19 protein-coding genes are annotated in these 23588 nt (G+C 43.1%); 1 reads left to right on the forward strand and 18 read right to left on the reverse strand.

Annotation, left to right across the window (positions count from 1 at the left end; all coding sequences use genetic code 11):
- Positions 1–29: 29 nt before the first annotated feature.
- Positions 30–1505 carry a protein adenylyltransferase SelO gene (locus V1L65_RS02200; RefSeq protein WP_331697430.1) on the reverse strand — a complete coding sequence of 492 codons (1476 nt, stop codon included), beginning with the start codon at positions 1503–1505 and terminating at the stop codon, positions 30–32.
- Positions 1492–1740, reverse strand: a complete 249-nt coding sequence (locus V1L65_RS02205; protein WP_331697431.1) for a hypothetical protein — start codon at positions 1738–1740, stop codon at positions 1492–1494. The genes V1L65_RS02200 and V1L65_RS02205 overlap by 14 nt, the downstream gene beginning before the upstream one ends.
- A gap of 465 nt (positions 1741–2205) precedes the next feature.
- Here V1L65_RS02205 and V1L65_RS02210 point away from each other — a divergent pair, with 465 nt between their 5' ends.
- Entirely contained in the window at positions 2206–2829 is a 624-nt protein-coding gene (locus V1L65_RS02210) for a hypothetical protein (RefSeq protein WP_331697432.1), read from the forward strand.
- A gap of 52 nt (positions 2830–2881) precedes the next feature.
- Here the strand turns inward: V1L65_RS02210 and V1L65_RS02215 are convergent, their stop codons facing one another.
- The 16 genes from V1L65_RS02215 to V1L65_RS02290 all read right to left on the reverse strand — a co-directional run bounded on the left by V1L65_RS02215 (position 2882) and on the right by V1L65_RS02290 (position 23562).
- Positions 2882–3880 (reverse strand): aldose 1-epimerase, encoded by a 999-nt coding sequence (locus V1L65_RS02215; protein ID WP_331697433.1) that lies wholly within the window; start codon positions 3878–3880, stop codon positions 2882–2884.
- A 1-nt stretch (position 3881) separates the two neighbouring features.
- Positions 3882–4904 (reverse strand): Gfo/Idh/MocA family protein, encoded by a 1023-nt coding sequence (locus tag V1L65_RS02220; protein ID WP_331697434.1) that lies wholly within the window; start codon positions 4902–4904, stop codon positions 3882–3884.
- Positions 4905–4906: 2 nt separating this feature from the next.
- Positions 4907–5743: a carbohydrate ABC transporter permease gene (locus V1L65_RS02225; protein WP_331697435.1), complete on the reverse strand. Its 837-nt coding sequence runs from the start codon at positions 5741–5743 to the stop codon at positions 4907–4909.
- Positions 5740–6711, reverse strand: coding sequence for a carbohydrate ABC transporter permease (locus V1L65_RS02230; RefSeq protein ID WP_331697436.1), 972 nt, complete (start codon positions 6709–6711; stop codon positions 5740–5742). The genes V1L65_RS02225 and V1L65_RS02230 overlap by 4 nt, the downstream gene beginning before the upstream one ends.
- Positions 6712–6873: 162 nt before the next feature.
- Entirely contained in the window at positions 6874–8256 is a 1383-nt protein-coding gene (locus V1L65_RS02235; RefSeq protein WP_331697437.1) for an ABC transporter substrate-binding protein, read from the reverse strand.
- Between the two features lie 440 nt (positions 8257–8696).
- Positions 8697–10937, reverse strand: a complete 2241-nt coding sequence (locus V1L65_RS02240; protein WP_331697438.1) for a helix-turn-helix domain-containing protein — start codon at positions 10935–10937, stop codon at positions 8697–8699.
- Between the two features lie 683 nt (positions 10938–11620).
- On the reverse strand, positions 11621–12370 hold the full coding sequence (locus V1L65_RS02245) for a Fic family protein (protein ID WP_331697439.1): 750 nt from the start codon (positions 12368–12370) through the stop codon (positions 11621–11623).
- Positions 12371–12795: 425 nt separating this feature from the next.
- The gene (locus tag V1L65_RS02250; protein WP_331697440.1) at positions 12796–13296 is read right to left on the reverse strand and encodes a GNAT family N-acetyltransferase; all 501 of its coding nucleotides are present in this window, start codon (positions 13294–13296) and stop codon (positions 12796–12798) included.
- Between the two features lie 57 nt (positions 13297–13353).
- Positions 13354–14916 carry a beta-N-acetylhexosaminidase gene (nagZ, locus tag V1L65_RS02255; RefSeq protein WP_331697441.1) on the reverse strand — a complete coding sequence of 521 codons (1563 nt, stop codon included), beginning with the start codon at positions 14914–14916 and terminating at the stop codon, positions 13354–13356.
- Positions 14917–15023: 107 nt separating this feature from the next.
- The gene (murQ, locus tag V1L65_RS02260) at positions 15024–15989 is read right to left on the reverse strand and encodes an N-acetylmuramic acid 6-phosphate etherase (RefSeq protein WP_331697442.1); all 966 of its coding nucleotides are present in this window, start codon (positions 15987–15989) and stop codon (positions 15024–15026) included.
- Between the two features lie 89 nt (positions 15990–16078).
- On the reverse strand, positions 16079–16951 hold the full coding sequence (locus V1L65_RS02265) for a carbohydrate ABC transporter permease (protein WP_331697443.1): 873 nt from the start codon (positions 16949–16951) through the stop codon (positions 16079–16081).
- A 21-nt stretch (positions 16952–16972) separates the two neighbouring features.
- On the reverse strand, positions 16973–17932 hold the full coding sequence (locus tag V1L65_RS02270) for an ABC transporter permease (protein ID WP_331697444.1): 960 nt from the start codon (positions 17930–17932) through the stop codon (positions 16973–16975).
- A gap of 238 nt (positions 17933–18170) precedes the next feature.
- Entirely contained in the window at positions 18171–19787 is a 1617-nt protein-coding gene (locus V1L65_RS02275; protein WP_331697445.1) for an extracellular solute-binding protein, read from the reverse strand.
- A 456-nt stretch (positions 19788–20243) separates the two neighbouring features.
- On the reverse strand, positions 20244–21344 hold the full coding sequence (locus V1L65_RS02280; RefSeq protein WP_331697446.1) for an ABC transporter permease: 1101 nt from the start codon (positions 21342–21344) through the stop codon (positions 20244–20246).
- On the reverse strand, positions 21344–22615 hold the full coding sequence (locus V1L65_RS02285) for an ABC transporter permease (protein ID WP_331697447.1): 1272 nt from the start codon (positions 22613–22615) through the stop codon (positions 21344–21346). Before V1L65_RS02285 ends, V1L65_RS02280 begins: the two co-directional genes overlap by 1 nt.
- A gap of 14 nt (positions 22616–22629) precedes the next feature.
- On the reverse strand, positions 22630–23562 hold the full coding sequence (locus V1L65_RS02290) for an ABC transporter ATP-binding protein (protein WP_331697448.1): 933 nt from the start codon (positions 23560–23562) through the stop codon (positions 22630–22632).
- Between the last annotated feature and the right edge of the window lie 26 nt (positions 23563–23588).

Below are 23588 nucleotides of genomic sequence, written 5' to 3' on the forward strand. Positions count from 1 at the left end.
ACGGCGGAAGCTGTTTATTCTTGTTATACTTATGTTCCGCAAAACGTCCGATAAGGCATAGCCGAAGTCTCTGACAGGGCAGCATAAGCTTTCTGTTCCTGAGAGTAAGCATACGGATCATCTAAAACTGCTAGCAGCTTCTCGAGTACGGTGTAATCATCATGCTGCACAGCGGCTTCCAGCGCCTCTTCCACGCGATGATTGCGAGGAATGACGGCTGGATTACTCCTGCGCATAAGCTGATGCGCCTCGTCTTTTGTCTGATTTTGCTTATTTAGCCGATCCTGCCATTGCCCATGCCAGCTTTTGAACGATTCTGCAGCAAATAAATCGGTCTGTTCCAGCTCATTCGTCGTCAACGCAGCAAACGTATTTGTATAATCAGCGCGATGCTGCTGCATCAGCTCCAACAGCTCTTTGATAAGCTGCGCATCCTGCTCTTCTTCCTCGAACAGACCCAGCTTAGCCCTCATACCCCCAAGCCAAGCTAGTGAATAAATCGCCGAATATTCTTTTAACGCAGCTTCTGCAAGCTGGATTGCCTCAGATTCATCGCTATGCAGCAGCGGGAGCAGCGACTCGGCAAACCGCGCAAGATTCCAGCTTCCAATATAAGGCTGATTGCCGTAGGCATAGCGTCCTTCTCGATCTATTGAGCTGAATACGGTAGCTGGATCATAAACATCCATAAAGGCGCATGGCCCATAATCAATCGTTTCGCCACTAATTGCCATATTGTCTGTATTCATAACACCATGAATAAAGCCTGCCAATTGCCAGCTTGCGATCAATTCTGCCTGACGTCTAATGACTTGCTGAAGTAACTGCAAATAACGATTTTCTCCATTTTTATAAGCAGGGAAATGTCTCTCAAGCGCATAATCCGCCAGTGCCTGCAAGTCCTCGTATTTGCCCCACTGTGCCGCGAATTCAAAAGTACCGACACGCAGATGGCTGGCTGCCACCCTAGTCACAATCGCTCCGCGCAATTTAGTCTCCCGGTACACAGTCTCTCCTGTCGTTACAACAGCCAAGCTGCGGGTTGTCGGAATACCTAGTCCGTGCATGGCTTCACTAATAATATACTCACGGAGCATAGGTCCTAGCGCCGCTCGCCCGTCCCCTCTTCGAGAATATGGGGTTGGCCCTGATCCCTTCAGCTGAATATCAAATCGTTCGCCATCTGGGGCAAGCTGCTCCCCAAGCAAAATCGCTCTCCCGTCGCCCAGCATCGTAAAGCTTCCGAATTGATGCCCCGCATAGGCTTCTGCAATCGGTTCAGCCCCGTCCGGAATGCTATTGCCTGCAAAAATTTCAGCTCCCGCTTCACTATTAAGAACATCTGAGCGAAGGCCTAATGATCGTGCCAATGCAGTGTTGAACCTAACAAGTTTTGGCTCCGCTACGGGCGTTGGATTGGTAAAGGTATAAAATAACTGCGGAAGGCTTGTGTAGCTGTTATCAAACGACCAGCCCGCTTCTGTTAGCTCATTATTTGTTGTCATGTCTGATCCTTCTTTGCGTATTATTTATGTTTAAGATGTAATTACCCAAGCAACTTCTCGGAACCTCATCCATCGACTTGGGCGATTGAAAGCCATTTACTCTATCCACATGCTTAATAATATCATTAAAGCCTTCTCTGCCATTCGTGTGCTGCATCTCATTGGGGTGAGTAGAATGAAGGGAGCTATCCTCGTATGGATTATAATCCTTTCGTTTCATCAGCTCATTTCTCATGAAACCACCTCTTCTAGATCAAACTTTTATTCAAGCTTTGGATCAAAAGGCAGACGCCATGATTAAAGTGTACCATATATTTACATAAAATTAGCATGTTTTACGGCAAATAGATCCAAAAAGTCGACTGCAGATTTTTGTAGCTTAATGGTTTAACCTTCTATATACACTCATTATTTGTTGCTGCTGCTTACAATATTCAGCTAATATCTCATGATGCATGCTGTTCGTTTCTCTTTAAAGATTTTTAATTTCCTACGAATAATGAAGCAATCTTGCGCATTACAGAGATGCATAATTTTGAAAACAGATTGAAAGCTCTCTCTATCAGATATTGCATTAGTTTTTAAAAATGCGAACGTCTGTTTTTGCCTTTTGCTCAAATCTTCCGGACAGTGATATGATTTTTCTAAATTTGCAGAAGTCGGAGAAGTTTTTTCTTCGATTTAATATTGGAGGGAGCATATGAGAGCTTTAATTATTCAACCAAAGCTTGAGCACGCCCTAAGCCAACTCGAGCTGGAGCTGCGCCAAAACACTGTTGATATTGTAATATTACCTGAAGGGTATTTGAATGAAAATCTGGAACAAGCTTGCCGCCTGGCAAAGCAATACAATACAGTGTTGATTGGCGGTTACAGAAAAATGAATGAGCGTCCGAAGGATAGAGCTGTCATCATTAACCGTGCAGGAGAGATTGTGCTGGACAGAGTAAAATATAGCGATACAGCCTATGCACAAGTTGAAGAAATTACAGTCGGGCACATTCTATGCGACGAGCTGATTATCCAAGGCATTAAAAACGAAAAGGATATGACCATAGATGTCATTGTACATCCAATCGGCGTAGGCATGTTTAGTGAAGCGCAATTCCAAGAATGGATAGAGTCGGCTCAAAAAATCGCTGCCAAACATCAAGCTATGATTATCGGTACGAGCCATGCCGATGGAACGTTTAGAGATTCTAATATCTCGATACCTATTGCGTACTGCTTTAACAACCGCGGAGAAACTATCTTTATTGCAAAAAATGATACGCGTCCACGAATATTAAATATTTCATCAGGCAAGATACAGATCATCAATTAAGAAAAAAGCCATCCTCGTCATCTTCATGATGATGGGATAGCCCTATCTTAAATTATTCTGTATGTTCAACTGTAATCACACAGGTTGCTGAATCACTTCGTCCCGGCTCAATCTCCTTCATGCCCGTTATTTCAGGCGAGAGCTTAAGATTAAAAGCGTTTGTCACACAAGTATACGGCTCCGGACAAAGATACCGGCCAGTACCATCTCCATTATGGAGTACCCAATGGCCAAAAGCTTCATCCGCCATATATCTTACTCGAATCCCTGCATCCTTATCTGTGAGCACCGCTTCATTGGCAGCTTCCGGCTCCTTTTGAAATAGATCATCCAGCTGTACGCCAGCAATAGCGATACCTTCATTCAACGGGCCGCTTCTCGTATCCGTAACCGGAATGCCAGTAGGCAGAAACCGACAATTAAGCTCCCAGCGCTGCCCGATTGGCGCTGAGAAGATACTGTTCGCCTCCGAAGAATCCTCCCGGAATGGGAAATGGAACGTCGTATGATAGCCAATCCCCCAAGGGAATGCCTGACTGCTGTCGTTATGAACCTCTACGGTCTGCGTCAGCATCCCCTCTTCAAGCACCAGCTTCATAACTAACCGGAAAGGATGCGGAAACTGCCTCATAACATGATGATCATTAACAGCATTGAACTCCGTTATGATAACAGCTTGGCCGTTGCCTGCTTTCATCTCTGTTACCATCCATTCCTTATCATGAACGAGTCCATGCGAATGATTGCCCGTAGCAGTATCATTAATATCAAACTGATAATGCTGGCCACGATAACTGAAACGTCCATCCTCAATTCTATTAGGCGGAAACAGTACCGGAATACCGTAAAGCAAAGGAGCTTGGCTATATGCTTCTTCGGATTGAGGCGTTCGCAGCAGTTCGATTTGCTTAGCTTTGCTGTATAGCGAAACAACTCTGCTGCCGAGCTTGGGAACGACCGTCATGATTAGACTATCGCTCTCTGCCTTTACAGCTTCATAGCCCATCCATGCAGCCTTCTCTACTATCGCTGTCTTCTTATCCATCATCATCTTAAATCTGCTCGATCGTGCCGTTCTCTACAGAGCGATGAATCGCATGGACAAGCTTCGTATTCAGCAAGCCTGCCTTGGAATCCGCCTCTGGCGCAGTATCTAATCGAATATGATCTACGAAAGCATTCAGCATGCAGCTTGGCGCAGAAGTGAATTGACCGTTAATCGGTGTGCCGAGAGTGTGCATATGGCTGTATACGCCACCGGCTTTGCGCACCATTTGATCAGAAAGATCAACGTACAATGCACCGTCGCTGCCAATAATTTCATATTTAAAATCATAAATAAGCGGCATAGATTCTGGCAATACCCAGCTTGTCGTAAATGTTGCATGCGTACCGTCGTCAAAGCTCACTACCGATTGAATTGAGTCATACGTATCAATTCCCATGCTTACAAGCTTTTTCTTCGTTCCAACCGCGTACACACTGACTGGAGCTGCATTTTTCTTCAGCCATAAAGCGATATCTGTTGCATGAGGCAGCAAGAACCAGCCAGGCGAGGAGCCTTTTGACCATTTCAGCATTTGTGTAGGTACAAAAATAGTATCATTCAAACGAGAGTTGACTGTAATGATATCGCCGATTTCACCGTTTTCTACCGCATTTTTCACAGCGACAAACGGGCTGTTCCAACGATTTTCAAAAGCAACCATACATTTTACATTGGATTTTTGCACGGCCTCATCCATTTCCACAGCTTCTTCTACACTGGTCGAGTATGGTTTCTCCACCATGAAGTGAATACCATGCTTTGCCGCCAGCATAACCGGCTCCTTATGCAAGAAATCCGGAGTCGCAATCACTAAAGCATCCAACTGTTCATTTTCAATCATATCCTTCACATCTGCATAACCGGCTACTCCATATTTGTCTTTGCTTTTTTCCAAAGCAGACTCGAAAGCATCACTAACCGCAACTAGCTCTGCATACGGATTTTGAAGCAGTGTATCTGCAAATAAGTTTCCACGATTGCCCATCCCTACGATGCCAAATCTAATCATTTTTATTAGTCCCTTCATTATTATTTAACAGCGCCTGCTGTCATTCCGCTAACCAAATGCTTCTGCAGAAGCCAGAATGCAATGACAATTGGCAAGGTGGTGAATACTGAGCCAGCCATCAGATAATCCCACTTCACGACATACTGCCCCTGGAAGCTTGCAATACCTACTGAGAGCGTCCACTTGTCATAGTCGCTAATAAAGGTTTGCGCAAACATAAATTCATTCCAGCTCGTCAAAAACGAGAAAACCCCTGTTACAACCAGACCCGGTAAGGTAAGCGGAAGAATCACGCGAGTAAATGTCATCCATCGACCAGCTCCATCCACGCTTGCCGCTTCGTCAATCGAGGCAGATATGCCATCGAAATATCCTTTTAGCATCCAGGTACAGAATGGGATAGCGACGGTCGCATAAGCGATAACGAGTCCAAAATAGGTATTCAGCAGTCCATAGTCCTTCATAATCAAATAGAGCGGAACGATCAGCAATGATCCCGGCAGCATCTGAGTCAGCAATATAATATAGCCGATCGCCATCCTGCCGCGGAAGCCGAATCGGGACATCGCATATCCCCCGAGTGCAGATATAACAAGTGATAAAATAGTCGTTAAAAGAGACACGAATGCTGTATTTTTAAACCAATTAATAAAATTGGCGTTCGGATCCGCATGTGGATCCAGCATACTTTGGTAGCCATCTGTATTAATTTGCTGAGGCAAATAAATAAGCGGATTGCTGTAAATTTCTGCTTGTGGCTTCAAAGAAGTCAATATCATCCATATAAACGGTGCAATAGCGAACAAAGAAATAAGCACTGCACCTACGTAAACGAATAGCGAATGCCGTTTCTTCATTGCATTTCACCCGCCTTTGTCGCTTTCATGTAGAACACTGTGAAGATAACAGAAATAACAAGCAAGACCATTCCTGCAGCTGCAGCCAGTCCAAAATCAAAGGATTTGAATCCTGCGCGATAAATAAAGATTGTTAAAATTTCTGTAACTCTGCTCGGTCCTCCGCCGGTAAGCACATAAACAATTGCAAAATCTTTAATCGTCCAAATAACAAGCAGTAAAAATACGATAACGGAAACAGGCTTAATGGAAGGCAATGTGATATGCCAGAATTGCTTCCAGGTCGTCGCCCCGTCAATACTGGCAGCCTCGTACATATCTTTCGAAATAGTTTGCAGGCCTGCGAGCAGCATGATGGCTGCAAACGGGAATCCTTTCCATACATTGACGAACATCGCCGCCCATAATGCTGTATCGGTGTTGCCAAGAAAGGCAATCGGATTTGAAAGTATATTGAATTTCATCAGAATGTCATTAATAACGCCAAATTGATAATCATACATCAATATAAATACAAGACAAGTTACTACTTCCGGAAGAGCCCAAGGAATAATAACGAGCGCACGCACAAGACCTCTTCCTTTGAACGGTGTATTAAGCAGTACTGCTGTCGCTAGGCCGAGAATGAAGCGAGCAAGTACAGTAATTGCAATATATACAAACGTAATACCTAGAGATTGCAAGAAATAACCTGTGCTGAACGCATTCGCGTAATTCTCAAAGCCTACGAAAGGATGGCCGGCCTCTATCGGCTTTGCTACCTTCCAATACTGAAAGCTCATAATTGCTGCCTTAATGATTGGATAAATCAAAACCAAGCCCACCGATATGATGAGCGGTAAGATAAATAAATAAGCAACACGGTTTTTCTTCATTGTGCGTAACTCTGTTTTAATAAAGGACATTAGTCCTTTTGACTTCTTGTTCCCTACGGAAGGATTAGTGACTAGCACTTCTTTGCTGTTCATACCTTCCCTCCTCAAAGTTTTGTGAAGCAAAACTGCTTCGGAAGCATATGCTTTGTTTTGTGAAGCAAAACTGCTTCGGAAGCATACGCTTTGTTTTGTGAAGCAAAACTTGCTTCGGAAGCTCCTACCCGGCGAAAGGCCGCCGGATAGGAGTATTAAATATTAATTAAAAGAATTTTTCATTTCATTAGCTGCGTCGTCCAATGTTGCTTTAACGTCTTTATGACCGATAAAAATAGCTTGTGCTGCATTGACCAGCACTTGAGATATTGTGCCAAGCTCTGGAATAGGCGGATCCATTACTGGCGGAGCATAAAGATTTTCTTGGAAATCAAAGAACTGTGCAGCCATTGGATGTGCTTGCGCATATTCAGATGTGCCAGCATAAGCCTTGCTGCTTGGAATCATGCCTGATCCGGCAATAATCGCTTGCGCTTCATCAGATGTCATCCATTCCAAAAACGCCCATGCTTCATCAGGATGCTTAGTTTTCTTGGAGATCAAGGCTACGATCGGATTGTTATGCGGATTAGGCTTATAAGACTGGCCGTTGTATTCAACTACAGGCTGCGGCAATAGTCCGATATCCTCCATCAGCTTCGCATCCATTTCTTCTGTCATGCCAATAAACCAAGGACCATCCATCATCATTGCAGCTTGTCCATTCCAGAACATTTCACGGCTCACTTTTTTGTCGCGAGTTCCTGGAGGCGTCGCTTTCTCGTTGCTAATCAGATCATCCCACCATTCAGCTGCCCATACATTCGCAGGCGAGTTGACGTTAATGCGGTCAGCTGTATAAGGACCAGCTTCGCCATCGCCGAAGTAGATGCCTCCGGACACTGGACGAGCTACCAGACGATACCACTCAGAAGATATGAAAGGATGTGAGCCGACAACGCTGGAGAAGCCGTATTGATCCAATCTGCCGTCCCCATCTTTGTCTACTCCCAATTTAATTGCCGCTGCTTTAAAATCATCTAGCGTCTTAATAGAAGCAGGATCAATTCCAGCTGCTTCGAACAATGATTTGCGATAGAAAATACCCGTTGAACCCCAAGCATAATTAGAAAGTGCATAGTAAGAGCCGTCTACTTTAGTTAATTCCTGTCCAACGAGATTCTTTTCTAAATCCGTTCCTTTAATTCGATCATCTAAATTAAGAAAAGTGCCTCCGCCTTGCAACGCGTTATAGGTTGCTACGTTTTCAGGATAAACCTGTACGATATCACCTTGCGTATCTGCAATAATTTCTGTCGTCAGCTTATCCCAGAAGTTTTCGTAATCTGTGCCGTGAACCGTAATCTCGACATTAGGATTCAGTTCATTGTAGCGCTTAATCAAAGCATCAATGGCGCTCTTGTGAGGCGCTTCCGCATATACGGAAGTTTCAAACGTTAAGGTGACTTTATTCGGGTTTTTACCGCCATTTGCCGAAGAATCTGGCTTATTCGTATTGGTACCGCTTGCGCAACCTGCGAGCATTGCGCCTATTACGCTTACTGCTGTCAGCACTGTAAAGCCTTTCTTGTATTTACTTACCATCGATCGACCATCCCTTTCACCTGAATCATATTCAGCAGCTTTTGTCGCTGTCTGCTGTAGCTATATATAATCATCAACATGATAGCGCATACAATAAACAGTTTTCTTATACCCAACTTTTATACCTCGTAATACCCGTTATGAATTGCCATTGTTAGCGTTTTATCGCTATGATTTTTTTCACAACGGGCCCGCTGATCCAACTTTTCTCTACCTGCAACTTTTTTCGTGAAACCCCTTACAGTGCGTAGTTACTGCGATTTAACAAAAAAATGAAAGCACACGTAACATGAGCATGCAGATTTCTCTCAAAACTTTAGTGCAGGATAAGGATAAAGGAAGGGAGCAAGACAACATATAGTTTCTTCGGCTAAGGAGGTGCTGTTTCTCGAAAAAAAAATCCGGCCAAACGAGCATCTCGTTTGAACGGAGTAAATGGATCAATTGGAACTGTTCTTTTCTTTGCGATAATCGATTGGAGGCATGCCAACTATTTTCTTAAAGGTTCGCGCAAATGATATTGGACTGCTGTATCCAAGCTTTTCTGCTATTTCCTGAATCGGAATCGTTGTCTCGGCAAGCAAGGTTTGTGCTTCCTTCATTCGTAGGTCAATTAAAAAATCAACAAATTTCAATCCAAACTCTTCTTTGAATACACGGCTTAAATATTTACCGCTCATTCCGAACTTATCGCTCAAGTAGTCAAGCGACAAAGCCGGATTAGCAAAATCGCTTTCAATATAAGCCTTGACCTCCATAATAAGCTGCCCTTGATTGCGTGACTCTCTGGACTTGGCAATGCGGGTCTCAAAAAGCTCCAAAGTTGATAAAAACTCATGAGCGATATCTCCAAGCATTTCTACTTCCTTTAGCGTTCTTTGCAATGCCGGCATAACTTCTGTCCGCCAAAGCTTTTGATATTCTTCGCCCATCCCTTCGATACTTTTGTTCAGGGTAAATACGAAGTAGTTCATTACACTTTCAATATCCTTGCGAGAAGACTGGGCCATTTCGAATTGCTGCATCAATGACCGCAGTTCGGCCCGCCACTTCGAATCCGATAATTGCAGAAGGTCGACAATTTTATCTACCCTCTGAAAATGTGCGTACACTTGCCCGCTCTCAGAATGACGCTGCACCGTTGATGGAGTCAGCAGAACATTTCCACCGCTAATTGATTTATATTGCAGCGCCTCCAACGCTTCCAGATAAGCATCGCGAATATTTTCAGGATATTCAATTGGCTCGCCTAATCCAATCGATACACCGAACGGCAGCTCGGCTTTGACGCGATTATGCCACTGCAGAATCATTGCCCGCAAGTCTTCATCAGACTGCCCGCTTTCACCCATTAGCATAACGACCATTTGACTTGGGGTTGTCCACAGCTGCCAAACCCAATATTGTTCTGATTCTGCGCCAAATAAAACCAGCTTCTCTAATGTCTGCTTCCATGCATCCTGCTCCTGTGGCGTATAAGTACGAATCCATTCCGCCAACCGGTCAATTTCCATGACAAAAATACAGGTCTTTTTAAACTCTGCCGGCGCTCCTTGCGTCTCGGCTTCTGCTGCCCAATTATCAAGTGGCAACGTACGAATGCCTTCCAATAGCTCGTACATAAAGAAATTGCGCTTTATTTTCAAATTGTCCTGCAGCTGCTGCTGGAATCGGCTATTCTCATCCATCATGGATTCTAGAGTAGCATTAATAAATTGGAATTCACCCTCGTAAGCTTGCTTCCCTTCAGAAACACCCCTTGATGTGTAGGTTTCCAGCTGCGTTACTAAACGATGAATCGGACGGTAATTCCTTCTCGTCACATAAATAATCCATCCAAGTGAAATGATACAGACGACAACGCCTAGCACAAACCAAGCATCAAATAAAGTAGTAAAAAACTGAATCGATCGTGCGCCCTTCAGGCTGCTTACTATGCTCCACCCTGTGTATTCGGATATTGATCTTGACGATGCTGCACCTGTACCTTCAATTTCCTTGGATGCGCCTGATTGAAGACTAAACATATCATTGTTAAGCTTATCCAACAGATGCAGTCGCGTCACATCCGGGCTGTACATATCGCGCACCAGCGCTTGAAGACTCGATGCATTCACATTGACAACAATTAAACCATATTTATCGGAAAAAATAGATACACTTCGCGTTAAGCTAACTACCGCGCTTTCATTGTCGGAGGAAAGCTCCTTGTACATTCGCAGATCCGACCACTTGCTGTTAGGCTCCTGCAGCCTTTCTTGAATAAAGGCCTGATCTGTAAATTGATCGACATGATAGGTCGTACTCATATTTAATACTAATTGATCTTGTGAACGAACCATATAAACAGAATGAATCAGCGGATTTGCTATCTTAATCGCTGAGAGCTCATTCATCACTTCCACTTGAAGACTCAGATCATTTTCGATAGATGGCTGTGTAAAATAACGAAGGATGGTTCGATTTCGAAGCATCTCCAGCGTAACTTTCTGATCAATGGCGGCCAGTGAGGAATCGATCACCATCATCGCTTGTTTGGCAACAAAATCGTTTGACTTCTGTGCAGCTATACTATTGTTTGTGCTTAGCATTCTGAAAAATATAAAAAATAAAAAAGCGGATACAATTAAAAATACTGGAACATATGACAGCAGCATCCGAGTTAACCATGTACGATTCATGTTGCCCCTCCCCCTGGTTGTAATGATTTAACGAAAACCTCGAACGTATTTTATTATAACCAAACAAAATGTTTTTTTCCTCTTATAAATTTCGGCAGCTTAATTCAAGAAGGTATTTTATTGCTAAATAGAATAGTTTTAAAGACATTTACCTCGATATGGACCGGAGGACACAATGACTTACGGCAGAAAAGTAAAATGGCATAAATAAGCAGGCGTTCTTTCCGCTGCAAGATAGCAAAACGATCTGGGCTTTGAGCAAATCTTCAATATGCTCAACCCCGGCGATTACAATGCGGAATGCGTGCCGTTAACAGTTACAGGATAAGTTCATTTCTAATTGATATTTCATTCTATCCTTCAATGCGGCATCAGGTCGATCCAAATCAATCTCAATCGTAACGATATGTTTCATATTACACTTCGGCTGATTAGGCGGAATCATCGGCTTCGAGCGCGAGCATAATAAACATGTACACAATATTCATCTTATTAACAATAAAGGCCCGGCACATGGCCAGACCTTTAACATACATCAAATTGTGTGTTTCGCTACCCTTTGCTCCTATTTTGATAACTTTCGCTACCTAATTAATCGCTATTCGTGGATACTAAAAATGGCTGTTGAGACTCCTCGACAGCCTGAAATAACGATGACTCGTTCCTTTGATCAATCTTTACAACTAATCTAACTCCTCTGCCATTTCTAACACGGAAATATATCGTATTAATTCTGCTTGAACATATTCTTGTACAAGTTCGATAAGTTTAGAAGGATCTCCCTCATTCTCGTGGTAGAATTTAAAGCTATCGTAATACCTGCGTGTGTCATGAAATTTCATATTAATAGGTGGATAACCAGCTGATAACAAGTCAAGGTTCATCAGCAGTCTGCCTGTTCGTCCATTCCCGTCGATAAAAGGATGGATGCTTTCAAATTTCAAATGAAACAGTGCAACTCTCTCTACTACGTGCATATCTTTCATAGTTGTATGATATTCCTCTATCATCCGTTCCATAAGACTAGGAATTAGATAAGGGGACGCAGGTTGATGGCTAGATCCTGTAATCATTACGGGTACGCGACGATACACTCCTTTATCGCTGGGGGCCCCCATTAACACAAGATAATGAATATCTTTAATGATTTGTTCAGATAGTTCCCTTTTCTCTTTCACCACTTCTTCTACATAATAGTATGCTTCTTTATGTCCAACGGCTTCTAAGTGATGACGAAGCGGCTTTTTATCAATTGTGATGCCTTCCTTCAAGACAAGTGCGGTTTCCTCCAACGTCAATGTATTGCCTTCGATAGCGTTGGAGTTATATACAAAATCAATCATAAAATCCTCTCCTAACCGCTTCACACTTTCTGGAGAAAGCGGGCGTAAGGACTTTAACTTGGCGAACAACCTATCTATTTCTTCAAACAATCTGTGTCACCTCTTTCCTACTTTTGATTATCATTTGTTTAATTATACATACACACAGCAAGTCATGTAAAATGCTATGTGTATGATATTGCGGCTACCCTTATGATTTACAGTTGTTCTTGTATTTCCTTTTGTTGAAGTTCGGGCTACAGGCTGGCCTTCGGTTTTAAGGGCTTGAGGAAATCGGGATTAATTATGCAAGATCCATACCATTAAAGGCCATATTCATTAAACAGTTTGAACCGAATTTTCCGAAATATACGATTGAAGTTGTAGGAAAGAAAGAATTCTACAATCATTTTATTCACCATATATATACACCAGTCGACCCATATTATCCCGATTGGATGGGAGTATCCAAAGGGAGCATGAAAGACGAATAGGACAGAGCATATGCTCTGTCCAAACCTTTGCACAGTTAATTATTAATTATTCGCCTCGGCTTTCTTAGCCCTCTTCCCAAGAAAATCTTGGTAAATACCTGGCGTTGAACCCGGGATCAGGGATGCCCCCACCGCTTTTTCATAAAATTCAGCAGGACCTACACCGCCGATAATGGCATATACATAACCCGCTTCCCGCATACTGTGAAGACTTTTAAGCAGCAGCGCTTTACCTAGCCCTTTTCCCTGCTCGGAATCAAGCACTCGCGTAGGACCGAAAAAATTAAGCGCTGTTGCATCATAACAGGCGTAACCAAGAATATCTGCGCCTCTAGTAGCCAAATAGCAGGTAATTGGTGCGCGGGAGAAGGATACGTCGCATTCACTCGCCGCATTGCGGGTAGAATGCTCTGCGACCCACTCCACAACGCGATGCTTGTCAGGAGCCAGGGCACGATGAACACGTATCCCTTCCTGCTCCAGCTTAGCCAAAAGCTCCTCCTGAGGAGGTAGATTCAGTAGATTTACTAGCATGTCTGCCATATCAGATTGACTCCTCTTCTGGTATACAATTTTATTACATTCTCTATTAGCGTAATGCTACTCGGACAATACAGTAACCGTTGGCTTACCGGTTGCTGCTGCTTTGCCTTGAAGCACATTTGCGACAGCATCAAATACTTGATCTGTATATTCATAAGCAGCCAGCGACCAAACAGTTGGATTCAAATGTCTTAAATCATACGGATTGCGCAAAGCAACTGCCACAACTGGTGCCGACCCGGCTGCCAGAGAGTTTACCAGCTCCAATTGACCTTTATATAAATGGCCATTGTACGTGCCTACAACGATACAGCTCGCCTGAGAGGCTTGCTTAACAAGCTCGGCAATTTCTTCAGCCGCAGGATCAGAAGAGCTGACCAAGGCCGTGCCGCCCAGCTTCTCCGCCATATAAACCGGGAAAGAAAATGGATCATCATCCCGATTAGAGACCATCGTTGCCCGGAAAGCAGGACAGCCGAGAAAGTACGGGTTGTCGCCCAGCTCAGGGAATTTGCCGCCAGGCACGCGAATAGGTGTCAATGTTTCCTGCAAAAGCTTGAAGTTGGCCTCCATATTCGATTCGCAGCCAACAATTGCGTAATCAGGTACAGGCCGGTCCAAATAATTGTCTTTAAGCGCAGAAATACGAGCTAACGATTGCTCCCACTCTGCAGCATCAATCTCTCCTGCCTCCAGGGCTTCCCGGATAGCAATCGCCGAAGCTTCCGCTACAGAAGCGGTATGCGAAATCAGCACCATATCCGCTCCGGCTTTGATCGCATCAACTGTTCCTTGTACCGTACCAACCGTATGCTGGATTGCTTTCATCTCCATGCAATCGGTCATAATAAGACCTTCGTAGCCCATTTCTTTGCGCAGCAGATCCGTTAAAATGCTGCGAGACAGCGTTGCCGGCTGCTTAGCATCAAGCTTAGGAAACAAGATGTGTGAGGACATTACAGCTGGAATGCCCGCTTTGGCCGCAGCTTGGAAAGGCACAAGCTCATTTTCCCAAAGCTCATCCACCGATTTATCGACGGTTGGAAGCGCTAAGTGAGAATCCACACTTGTATCGCCATGTCCCGGGAAATGCTTCGCACAGCTTAATACGCCTCCAGCATCCAAGCCTCGCATCATAGGCAAAGCATATTGAATAACAGTCTCCGGCTTTTCTCCATAGCTGCGAACACCAATTACCGGGTTGGCATCGTTAGAGTTTACATCCAGCACAGGAGCCAGATTGAAATTGACGCCTAGCGCGAGAAGCTCTTCCGCTGTCATTCGTCCTGCCGCATAGGCGTTATCAGGGTTGCCCGTAGCTGCAATAGCCATAGCTCCCGGTATGCGAGTAGCATCGCCAGGCAAGCGGGAAACTGCGCCTCCCTCTTGATCGATTGCGATAAATGCCGGACGCCCCGTTTCCTCTTGCACCAGCTTCTGAATATCGCGGCAAAGCTCGCGAAGCTGCTCCTTACCGGTTATATTCCAAGCAAACAATATTACATTGCCAATCTTCCATTTTTTTATAAGCTGAATAAAGGCTTCGTCCAAATAAGGGCCGTCAAAACCAGCCATCATTCGTTGTCCTACTTGATAAATAAGCGATGAGTTCGTATTCATAATTATTCCTCCAAGCATAGGCTGTGAAATCCCCTAATTACTAAAAGGGCAGCAGCCGTATATACGGTGCCGCTCCTCCGAATTGTTAGTATAATGCCGTATGAAAGCTAAATTGCATCGTCTACCGGCTCGCCGCTTTGATCCATTCTGCTGCCTGGGACCGCTTGACCTTTAACTTTGCGGATGGCCGCCTTAAGCCTGCCGTCGTTTTGCTCGAGAAGCAAAGAGGCTTCCCTGGCATCCGTTTCTGTCTCCAGCATCATAATAGCTGTCTTCACATGCATTCCTGCTTGCTTTAAAGCTTCAACAGCTTGCTGCTCCGATGCGCCTGTTACTTCGCGCACTATACGAACAGAACGGTCATAAAGCTTGCTGTTGCTAGCTTTCAAATCTACCATTAAATTGTTATATACTTTTCCCAGCTTGATCATCACGCCAGTTGTAAGCATGTTAAGCACGAGCTTTTGGGCTGTACCGCTTTTTAGTCTAGTTGATCCTGTAATGACTTCTGGACCAACGACAGGAGCGATACAAATATCGCACACTTCACTTAGCTTGGAATTCTTATTGGTTACTACACCTACTGTTGCAGCACCGCGTTGATTAGCTTCCCTGATCGCACCTAGTACATATGGTGTAGAGCCGCTGGCTGCAATTCCGATCACGACATCTTTAGGCCCAATGCCCTTGTCGCGAATGAGAGATGCGCCGCTTTCAGCATCATCCTCACAGCCTTCCACAGCGGTACGTAGCGCTGTATCGCCTCCTGCGATATAGGCTTGTACGAGTGTTGGATCTGTACCGTAAGTTGGAGGACATTCACTGGCGTCAAGTACGCCTAGCCGGCCGGAAGAGCCCGCGCCAACATAGAACATCCTGCCCCCGTTTTTTAATGAATTATATAACACGTCGACTGCATCAGCGATTTTATCAATTTCTTGACATACCGCCAGAGGCACTTTCTGATCTTCCTCATTCATGAGAAGCAGCATCTCTTGAGTACCGCATTCATCAATGGAAGTGGTCGCCGGATTGATCATCTCCGTTGTTAATTGAGCGAAGTATGAAGTCATGAGTCATCCATCCTTTTTTTGGACGCGATAGAGGTTTGTCTGTCGAACGCTCTGCGTTTAATAAATAGTGCAATTCTAAATTGTAAAGCTTAACCCTTAACCGATCCAACCGTTAGACCTGCAACGAAGAAACGTTGAAGCAATGGATATAGAATGATAATCGGAAGAGTTGAAGTAATAATTACAGCAGATTTAATAGATAGTGCAATCGTACTCTTATCTGCTGACCCAGCGCCGTCACCAACCATTGTCGTACCATTAACGATATTACGCAGGTATAGCATTACTGGGTATTGACTTGTATTTAGATAAATCAATCCGTTAAACCAGTCGTTCCAGAAGAATACGGCTGTAAACAAACCGATCGTCGCAAGCGCAGGCGTTGACAAAGGCAAGATTACTCGGCGCAAAATACCGAAATAATCCAAACCGTCAATAATCGCTGCTTCTTCAATTTCTGAAGGAATGGCACGGAAAAAGTTAATCAAAATAATCAAGTTAAACTGATTGATCGCAAACGGCAATAGCATTGCCCATACTGTACCTGTAAGATGCAGATTGGAAATCAGCAAGTAGGTTGGAATAAGCCCGCCTGAGAAAAACATGGAAAATACAATCAGCATCATAACAAGCTTATGTCCTTTAAGAAAACGCTTGGACATGGCATAGGCAAATATGGTTGTGACCATCAAGGAAATAAAAGTACCGACTGATGTATAGAAAAATGTATTTCCATACGCTCTAAAGAAATTGGGATACGTAAAAATTTGTTTGTATGATTCAAAGTTAAAGCCAACTGGAAGCAAGGTTACTTTACCGTTAATAATCGCTTCCGGGCTGGAGAATGAAATAGCCAGCATATATAGAAATGGCACGAAGCATACGATAATAACAAATCCCATTACTCCGTAAATCAACACATCAGCAAGTGTTATCGGACGTTTTTTAGTTTGTGCAGACATAGGTAGCCGCTCCTTTCTAAGTTAGTAGATACTTTCTCCTGAGAATTTTCTACTTAGCCAATTCGTACTGGAGACAAGGATGACACCGACAACGCCGCTAAACAGTCCGATTGCTGTCGCGTAGGAATAGTTCTGATTAGCAAGACCCGTACGATAAACAAGTGTGTCTAGAATATCGCTGACCATCGCGTTTGATGGTGTGTAAAGAAGCAATACTTTTTCAAAACCAAGACTTAGAAGTGAACCAACATTCAATATAAGCATAACCATGATGGTTGACATAATCGATGGAATTGTAACGTATATGACTTTCTGGAATCGGCTTGCTCCGTCAATATCGGCCGCTTCAAACAGCTCGCGGTTAACGCCTGTTATTGCTGCCAAATAAATGATGGCGGTCCAGCCTGTGTACTGCCAGGTCTCGCTGAGTATATAAATCGGACGGAAATACTCCGGTTCATTCACAAAGTAAATAGGATCCATGCCAAATAATGACCCTAGTAATTTATTAAGCAAGCCAGAGCTAGGCGATAGAAGCTCGCTAATAATAGCAATAACAACTACGGTTGAAATAAAACGCGGCATATAGGAAATTGTTTGTACAAATTTCCGGAAACGCTCATGGCGCACTTCGTGTAAAAGCAATGCAAATATAATCGGAATAGGGAAGTTAATTAGAATATTGGCAAAAGATAAAATCAATGTATTGCTAAATGCACTCCAAAAAGTAGGATCATTAAAGAATCGTTCAAAATAAGCAAAGCCTACCCACTCTGTTCCATATGGCCCCATACCAGGACGATATCTTCTGAACGCAAGTACGTTACCAATAAGAGGAGCATATTTGAAAAGTAAAAAGTGACATAATGGCAGCAGCATCATGACGTAAAGCTGCCAGTAACGGCGTAAATGGCTTCTCTTACGAGAACGCGGGACGGTTATTTCGCCTTTGGTATTTCCAGAAATTGTTGTATCAGTCATATCCATCACCTTCTTCGCATGGTTGAGACACAGTGGGCTTGCATTCTCGGTAGAACAAAGACCTGCTGAAAATGTTGGTCAACTCTAAACCATTTTTCAAGCAGGTCCTTATTCGAGTCGATTGCATAGAAAGCGCCAGCCTTGTGTTGCTATCTCTTAAAAGCTGAGCTGCTTTCTTAATTCCAAGAGCTGAAGCTGCCTTCAAGCTCTTGGATGTTCAAAGTTCTCAGATGCATAATTATTTCAAGTTATCGTTGTAGATTTTGTTGAATTTCTCAATTTGTAGTTTCTTCATATCGTTAACATATTGATCCCAATCCTTATCCAGGCTCTTCTTGCCAGTTAGGAAAGCGTCTGCCCACACTTCAAATGAATCAAGTAAAGGCGTTTGCAATGAGCTTGCTTCCTCAGCTGTCATATCATCAAACAACGGAGTTGGAGGAATATTTTGAATCGCTGTATCCATGGCTGCTACTGTTGCATTAATTTGTGCGTAATTCTCATCATATTTAGTCATTTCACGAGCATTTACCCAAACCAATTGAGTAACGTCAGAGCCTGCGCCGTATTTCAACTGCATATGCTTGTAAATACCGTCTGCCGAGTTCACAATTTCATCTGTATACTTGATTTTGTCGCCATCCATAGTGTAAGTTACACCTTCCACGCCAAGGCCCCAAATTTTAGCACCTTCATCGGAGAAGAACATCGCATCAACAGTTTTAACAACGCGCTCGAAATCTTTGCGGTCAGCAGTCTTCTTAGGGAAGATGATACCTGAGCCCGTGCTGCTCTTTTGCTGATGGTGGGCACCAGACGGACCTTCTAGCGGTGGATACATTTGAAGCTTAAAGCCAGCTTCTGTAGCGCCGCTTGTTACGCCGCCAATTTGATCATAGTAAGCATAAGTTGCAAAGGATTTGCCTGTTGCAAGCTTTTGAGACCACTTGTCGCCATCGATTGGATCTGCCATCTCTGGGTCAAGAAGACCTTCAGCATACAGCTTGGAGAAGAATTGCATATACTCTTTGTATTGATCGCTAATTGCACCTGGGAAGTAAGTTTGTGTGTCATAATCCCAGCTAAGTGTATTTGTACCAGATGCGCCGTTTTTACCTAGGCTGACGCCGAATGAAGGCATTGTCATACGGTATAGAACGCGAGGTCCGGCTAGAATAGTTAGCGGGTAAGAATCTGGGTTTTCTTTCTTAAATGTAGACAATACATTGTAAAGATCGTCAAATGTTTTTGGAGCTTCTAGATTGTACTTCGCAAGCAAGTCTTCACGAAGGATAAGTCCGCCATCGTAGAAAGGCTTGTCATATAGGGATGGCAGGTAGTAACGCTTGCCGTCTTTCAGGTTCAAGCTGTTTACTGCATCCTCCAAACCAAACTCTTTTACTTTTGCATTAAAGTTTGGTGTCCAGTCCGCATAATCACTGATTGGAACGATCGCACCGTTTAGGGCAAGAGAAGCATTCTCTCCCTTAGTGGACTGATAAAGAATAACGTCAGGTACGTTATTACCAGTGTTAAGTGCTAGAGAAACTTTTGTTTGGTAGTCTGCAATTGGAATAACTTCAAACTTAACATCAACATTGAAACGTTTTTGAATTTCTTGAACGACTAGCCAATCTTTTTGGAATGGCAATGTTGCGTTATCAGAGTAGAACATTGTAATCTTCAAAGGTTCTTCTTCTTTACCTGGAGTAGGAGAGCTTTCTGCTCCAGGGCTTGTGGACGGCTGTGATGATTGTCCACCATTATTGTTGTTTTTGGATCCGCACGCTGTAAGAGTAAGCGTTAACAACATGACTGAGATAAGAACAATGAGAGCGCTTTTTTTCTTAAACATACTTTGGATGACCTCCCTGATTCTAATTATAACGCATCATGTGATACTAACATTCAGTAGGCTGCCCAACGCTGCTGAGCAATATCCTATGCTGTTGAAATGAATGATATCATTTTTTATTTCGAAGGTCAACGATTTTTCTGAAATTTTATTTCAGAAATTGTAAGGGCTTTCGCTGTTTTTACTAAAATTTCTACTTGATTAAAACGAATGTTTTGCTGGAATCGCGGAAATTCACTGAAAAACCTGCATATCATACATCTAGCGCCAAACATTCATTTCCATAATGTTACACCAATCGACCCACTTTATTTCAATTAAACCTTCAAACAAGGATACACGGCTATCGCCGTCCTTTGGACGACCTCTCTTGAGAGGCTCTCAAGTTATCTGAAATGAAAAAGCCAGTCACTGGTTCATCTCCAGTGACTGGCCAATTAAATATAATTCATCGAATCACGACTTCCTTTTGCGCTCAACTAAATTAATGCCAACTCCCATATACAAAACGCCAAGTAGAAGCATGAATGCGAGCGGTAGCGCGATATCATTCAAGCCTGCATCATAGATGGCCACCTGCATCAGCGCATCCATCGCATACGCCAGTGGAAACAGGTCCGCAATAAACGTTAAAATCGGGTTATCCATCGTTCCAGGCATCATATACGCGCCGCTGACTAATGGAATTAAAGGAATTAATGAAGGATAAATGGCATAAAACTGTTCCGGCTTGCTGACGAATCCTGTTATCAGCATTGCTAAGCTAATAATACTAAATGAAAAAATGGCGATAATTCCTATAATTAAGCTAAATTGATTGCCTAAGTCGTAATTTAACACATATCGAAAAATGATTAATACGACAGAAATTTGAAAAAACGTCATGCAAAAGCTGTAAAGCAGATAACCTAAATAAATGCTTGTTTTACTCACTGGTGAAAGGATTAATCGATTCCAAATACCCGAAGCCTTGTCATGAGTTACCGCATTAACCTTAAATCCAGCGACAAACAAGGCCACTAATAACGTAAAAGCAAACATAAGCTGAGTGCCCATATTATGCTGCGACAAAACATTTCCGTCAACCATCTGCTTCGATATACGAAAGGGCGGATCAGCCATATAACGGTCCACTTGCTCTCTAGTCTCATTCAAATCATTGGAAAGGCTTTGAATAAGCAGCTCTTGCTCAAAGACTTTGTGGACATATTGCTCTACCTGCTGTACGGTCGAAGAATCGGAAACAGCTATAATACGATAATCATTCTCCATGAGCTTGACTGCTACTTGACTTTGACCAGTCTGCACTTGTTGGCGCGCCAGCTTGGCGTCATTGATTTTAAAATGGTAGTAGGCCCTCCCATCATTAAGCAGCTCAGCCCATTTTTCTTCAATCTGCTTCGAATTATCCTCTTCGCTAAAGATCATAATTGAAGTCGGACCTTGCGTTGATCTGGCAAAAAGTAATGTTAATATAATGCTTAGACCAATAAAAAGAAGAACAACGATCGGACTTCGTCGATCTTTTGCAAACTGAGTCATAAATATGGACCACATTAACCTTCACCTCTTTTGGGATAGAGCGCTACCCCCGCAGCTATACACGCTGCAGAGAAAATAACGAGCGCAAGTAATGGCATTTTCATCGCTGCCAGCTCCTCAAATTGAATCCACTTTGAAAGTACAGCTAATGTCAAACCATTTGGAGACCATTCGCCTATTCGCTGCACCCATTGCGGGTATAAATAGATCGGAACAAAATTACCACCGATTAGACCTAGTACCATTGTGATAAGCATGAACAGACCATTTGCAGCATCTGTACTATTTAACTTCAACATAATCGAGGTATATAACGCAGATAACCCTGCCATGCACATGGCATAGACTGTAAGCACCATTATTAGCCCCATCCAGAAATCTATTGATTTTCCGTCGAATACATTCATCAATAAATGGGAAACGATAATGACTAATAAGCTTTGCAGAAAGACTAATAAAAAAGTAGCAAATGTTTTACCCATCAAAAACGAGAGTGGTCTCGAATTCGTTATCATGATTCTGTTAAATACTTGCTCTCTTTTTTCTGCACCAGTTTTTTCAGCGACGCTTGATGCCATAAATAAGGGAAAGAGCAAGCCTATCGCGAGTGTAAAGTACTGAAGCATCGTAAAAGGCTTTGAGCCTCCGACGATTTCTCGGCCGCCTTCAAGCAATGGACCAACCGCTGACGCGGAATCAACTGCTTCGCCTGCCACTTTATGAAGAGCTATTTGTAAATTAATTTGGTCAAAGTACTCGTTAATCACGTTATCAATTATAAATACATTCATAGTATCTTCTTTCACATAGAAAGGAAGGGAGACCGATGCGCCTTGATCAAGTAATACTGCATTTAAGGTTTCATACGTATACCCTTGCGGAATTTTAATAAAGCCATCGATGGCCGCTTCCTTCACCTGTTGAATCGCTTCTGCCTCGCTCAGCTCGCTAACCGTTAGCCACTGTAATAGATCTTCATACTGCAAGTAATTATACAAGAGCGTGATCGGAGAACTTTGAGCGGCTTGCGCAGCTAACGCTTGTGCAGCTTCCGATTTCATATCCATCGCCAATACATGCTGTTCAAATTGCTTGATCCCTTCCGCTTCATTATCTTCATTCACGATTGCCAGCTTAAGAGCTACTGGGTTTGAATCCGATCCGATCATTCCTGAAAATGCAAAATTTAATACAACAATCAATATAATCGGAAATAAAAGTACTGTAGCTGTTTCCCTGCGATTTCTCCAAAACAGCAGCAAGTCTTTTTTTATAAAATTCAGCATGCTACCCCCCCCCCTTAATCCCGAAGCGTTCGCCCAGTTAGATGTAAAAATACATCCTCTAGACTAGGAGTTACCAGCTGATAATTAATCATTTCAGTACCAGCCTTATCAGCCTCCCGCACTAATTGGCTAATAAGATTGCTTTCTTTTTTGGCAATAATCGTAATGCCATCCTTTGTGCCTTCAATATGACGTACATTGGCAAAAGCCTTAACAGCCGCCATAAATGCTTCGCTCGGCCGATTAAGCTGCACATGTATTTTATCTTCATTTGATAAAATGCTGAGCAGCTCTGATTTACTGCCTGAAGCTATTATTTTGCCATGGTCCATAATGTAGACTCTGTTGCATAATTGTTCAACCTCTTCCATGTAATGGCTCGTATAGAGGACAGTTGTCCCGGATTGTATATTTAGCTTTCTTACCATATCTAAGATGTGATTACGTGATTGAGGATCAATACCGACGGTTGGCTCATCTAAAATCAATATTTTTGGATTGTGCAGCAAAGCAGCAGCAATATTTATCCTTCGCTTCATTCCTCCAGAGAAGGTTTTTATAATATCCTTCTGCCGATCGCTAAGTCCAACCATATCAAGCACATACTGAATGCGCTCAGCTAGCAATCTTTTTTCCATTTTATAAATTCTTCCAAAAAATTTTAAATTTTCGTAAGCTGAAAGCTCTTCATACAAGGCAATTTCCTGCGGAACCACGCCAAGCACCTTTCTAATTTCGGAAGGATTAGAAATCGTGCTCTTTTTTTGAAACTTTATATCGCCTGAAGTCGGTTTTATAAGCGTTGAAATCATAGAGATCGTTGTTGACTTTCCCGCACCATTCGGTCCGAGCAATCCAACAGATTCCCCTTCATCCAAGTAAAGATTAACTTCATCTACTGCCACCTTGCCTTTGAACGACTTACTTAGCTTGTATGTCTCCAGCATCGGACACCCTCCTGTAACTTGATCAT

It is taken from the genome of Paenibacillus sp. IITD108, assembly GCF_036541265.1.
Taxonomy (GTDB): Bacteria; Bacillota; Bacilli; order Paenibacillales; family Paenibacillaceae; genus Pristimantibacillus.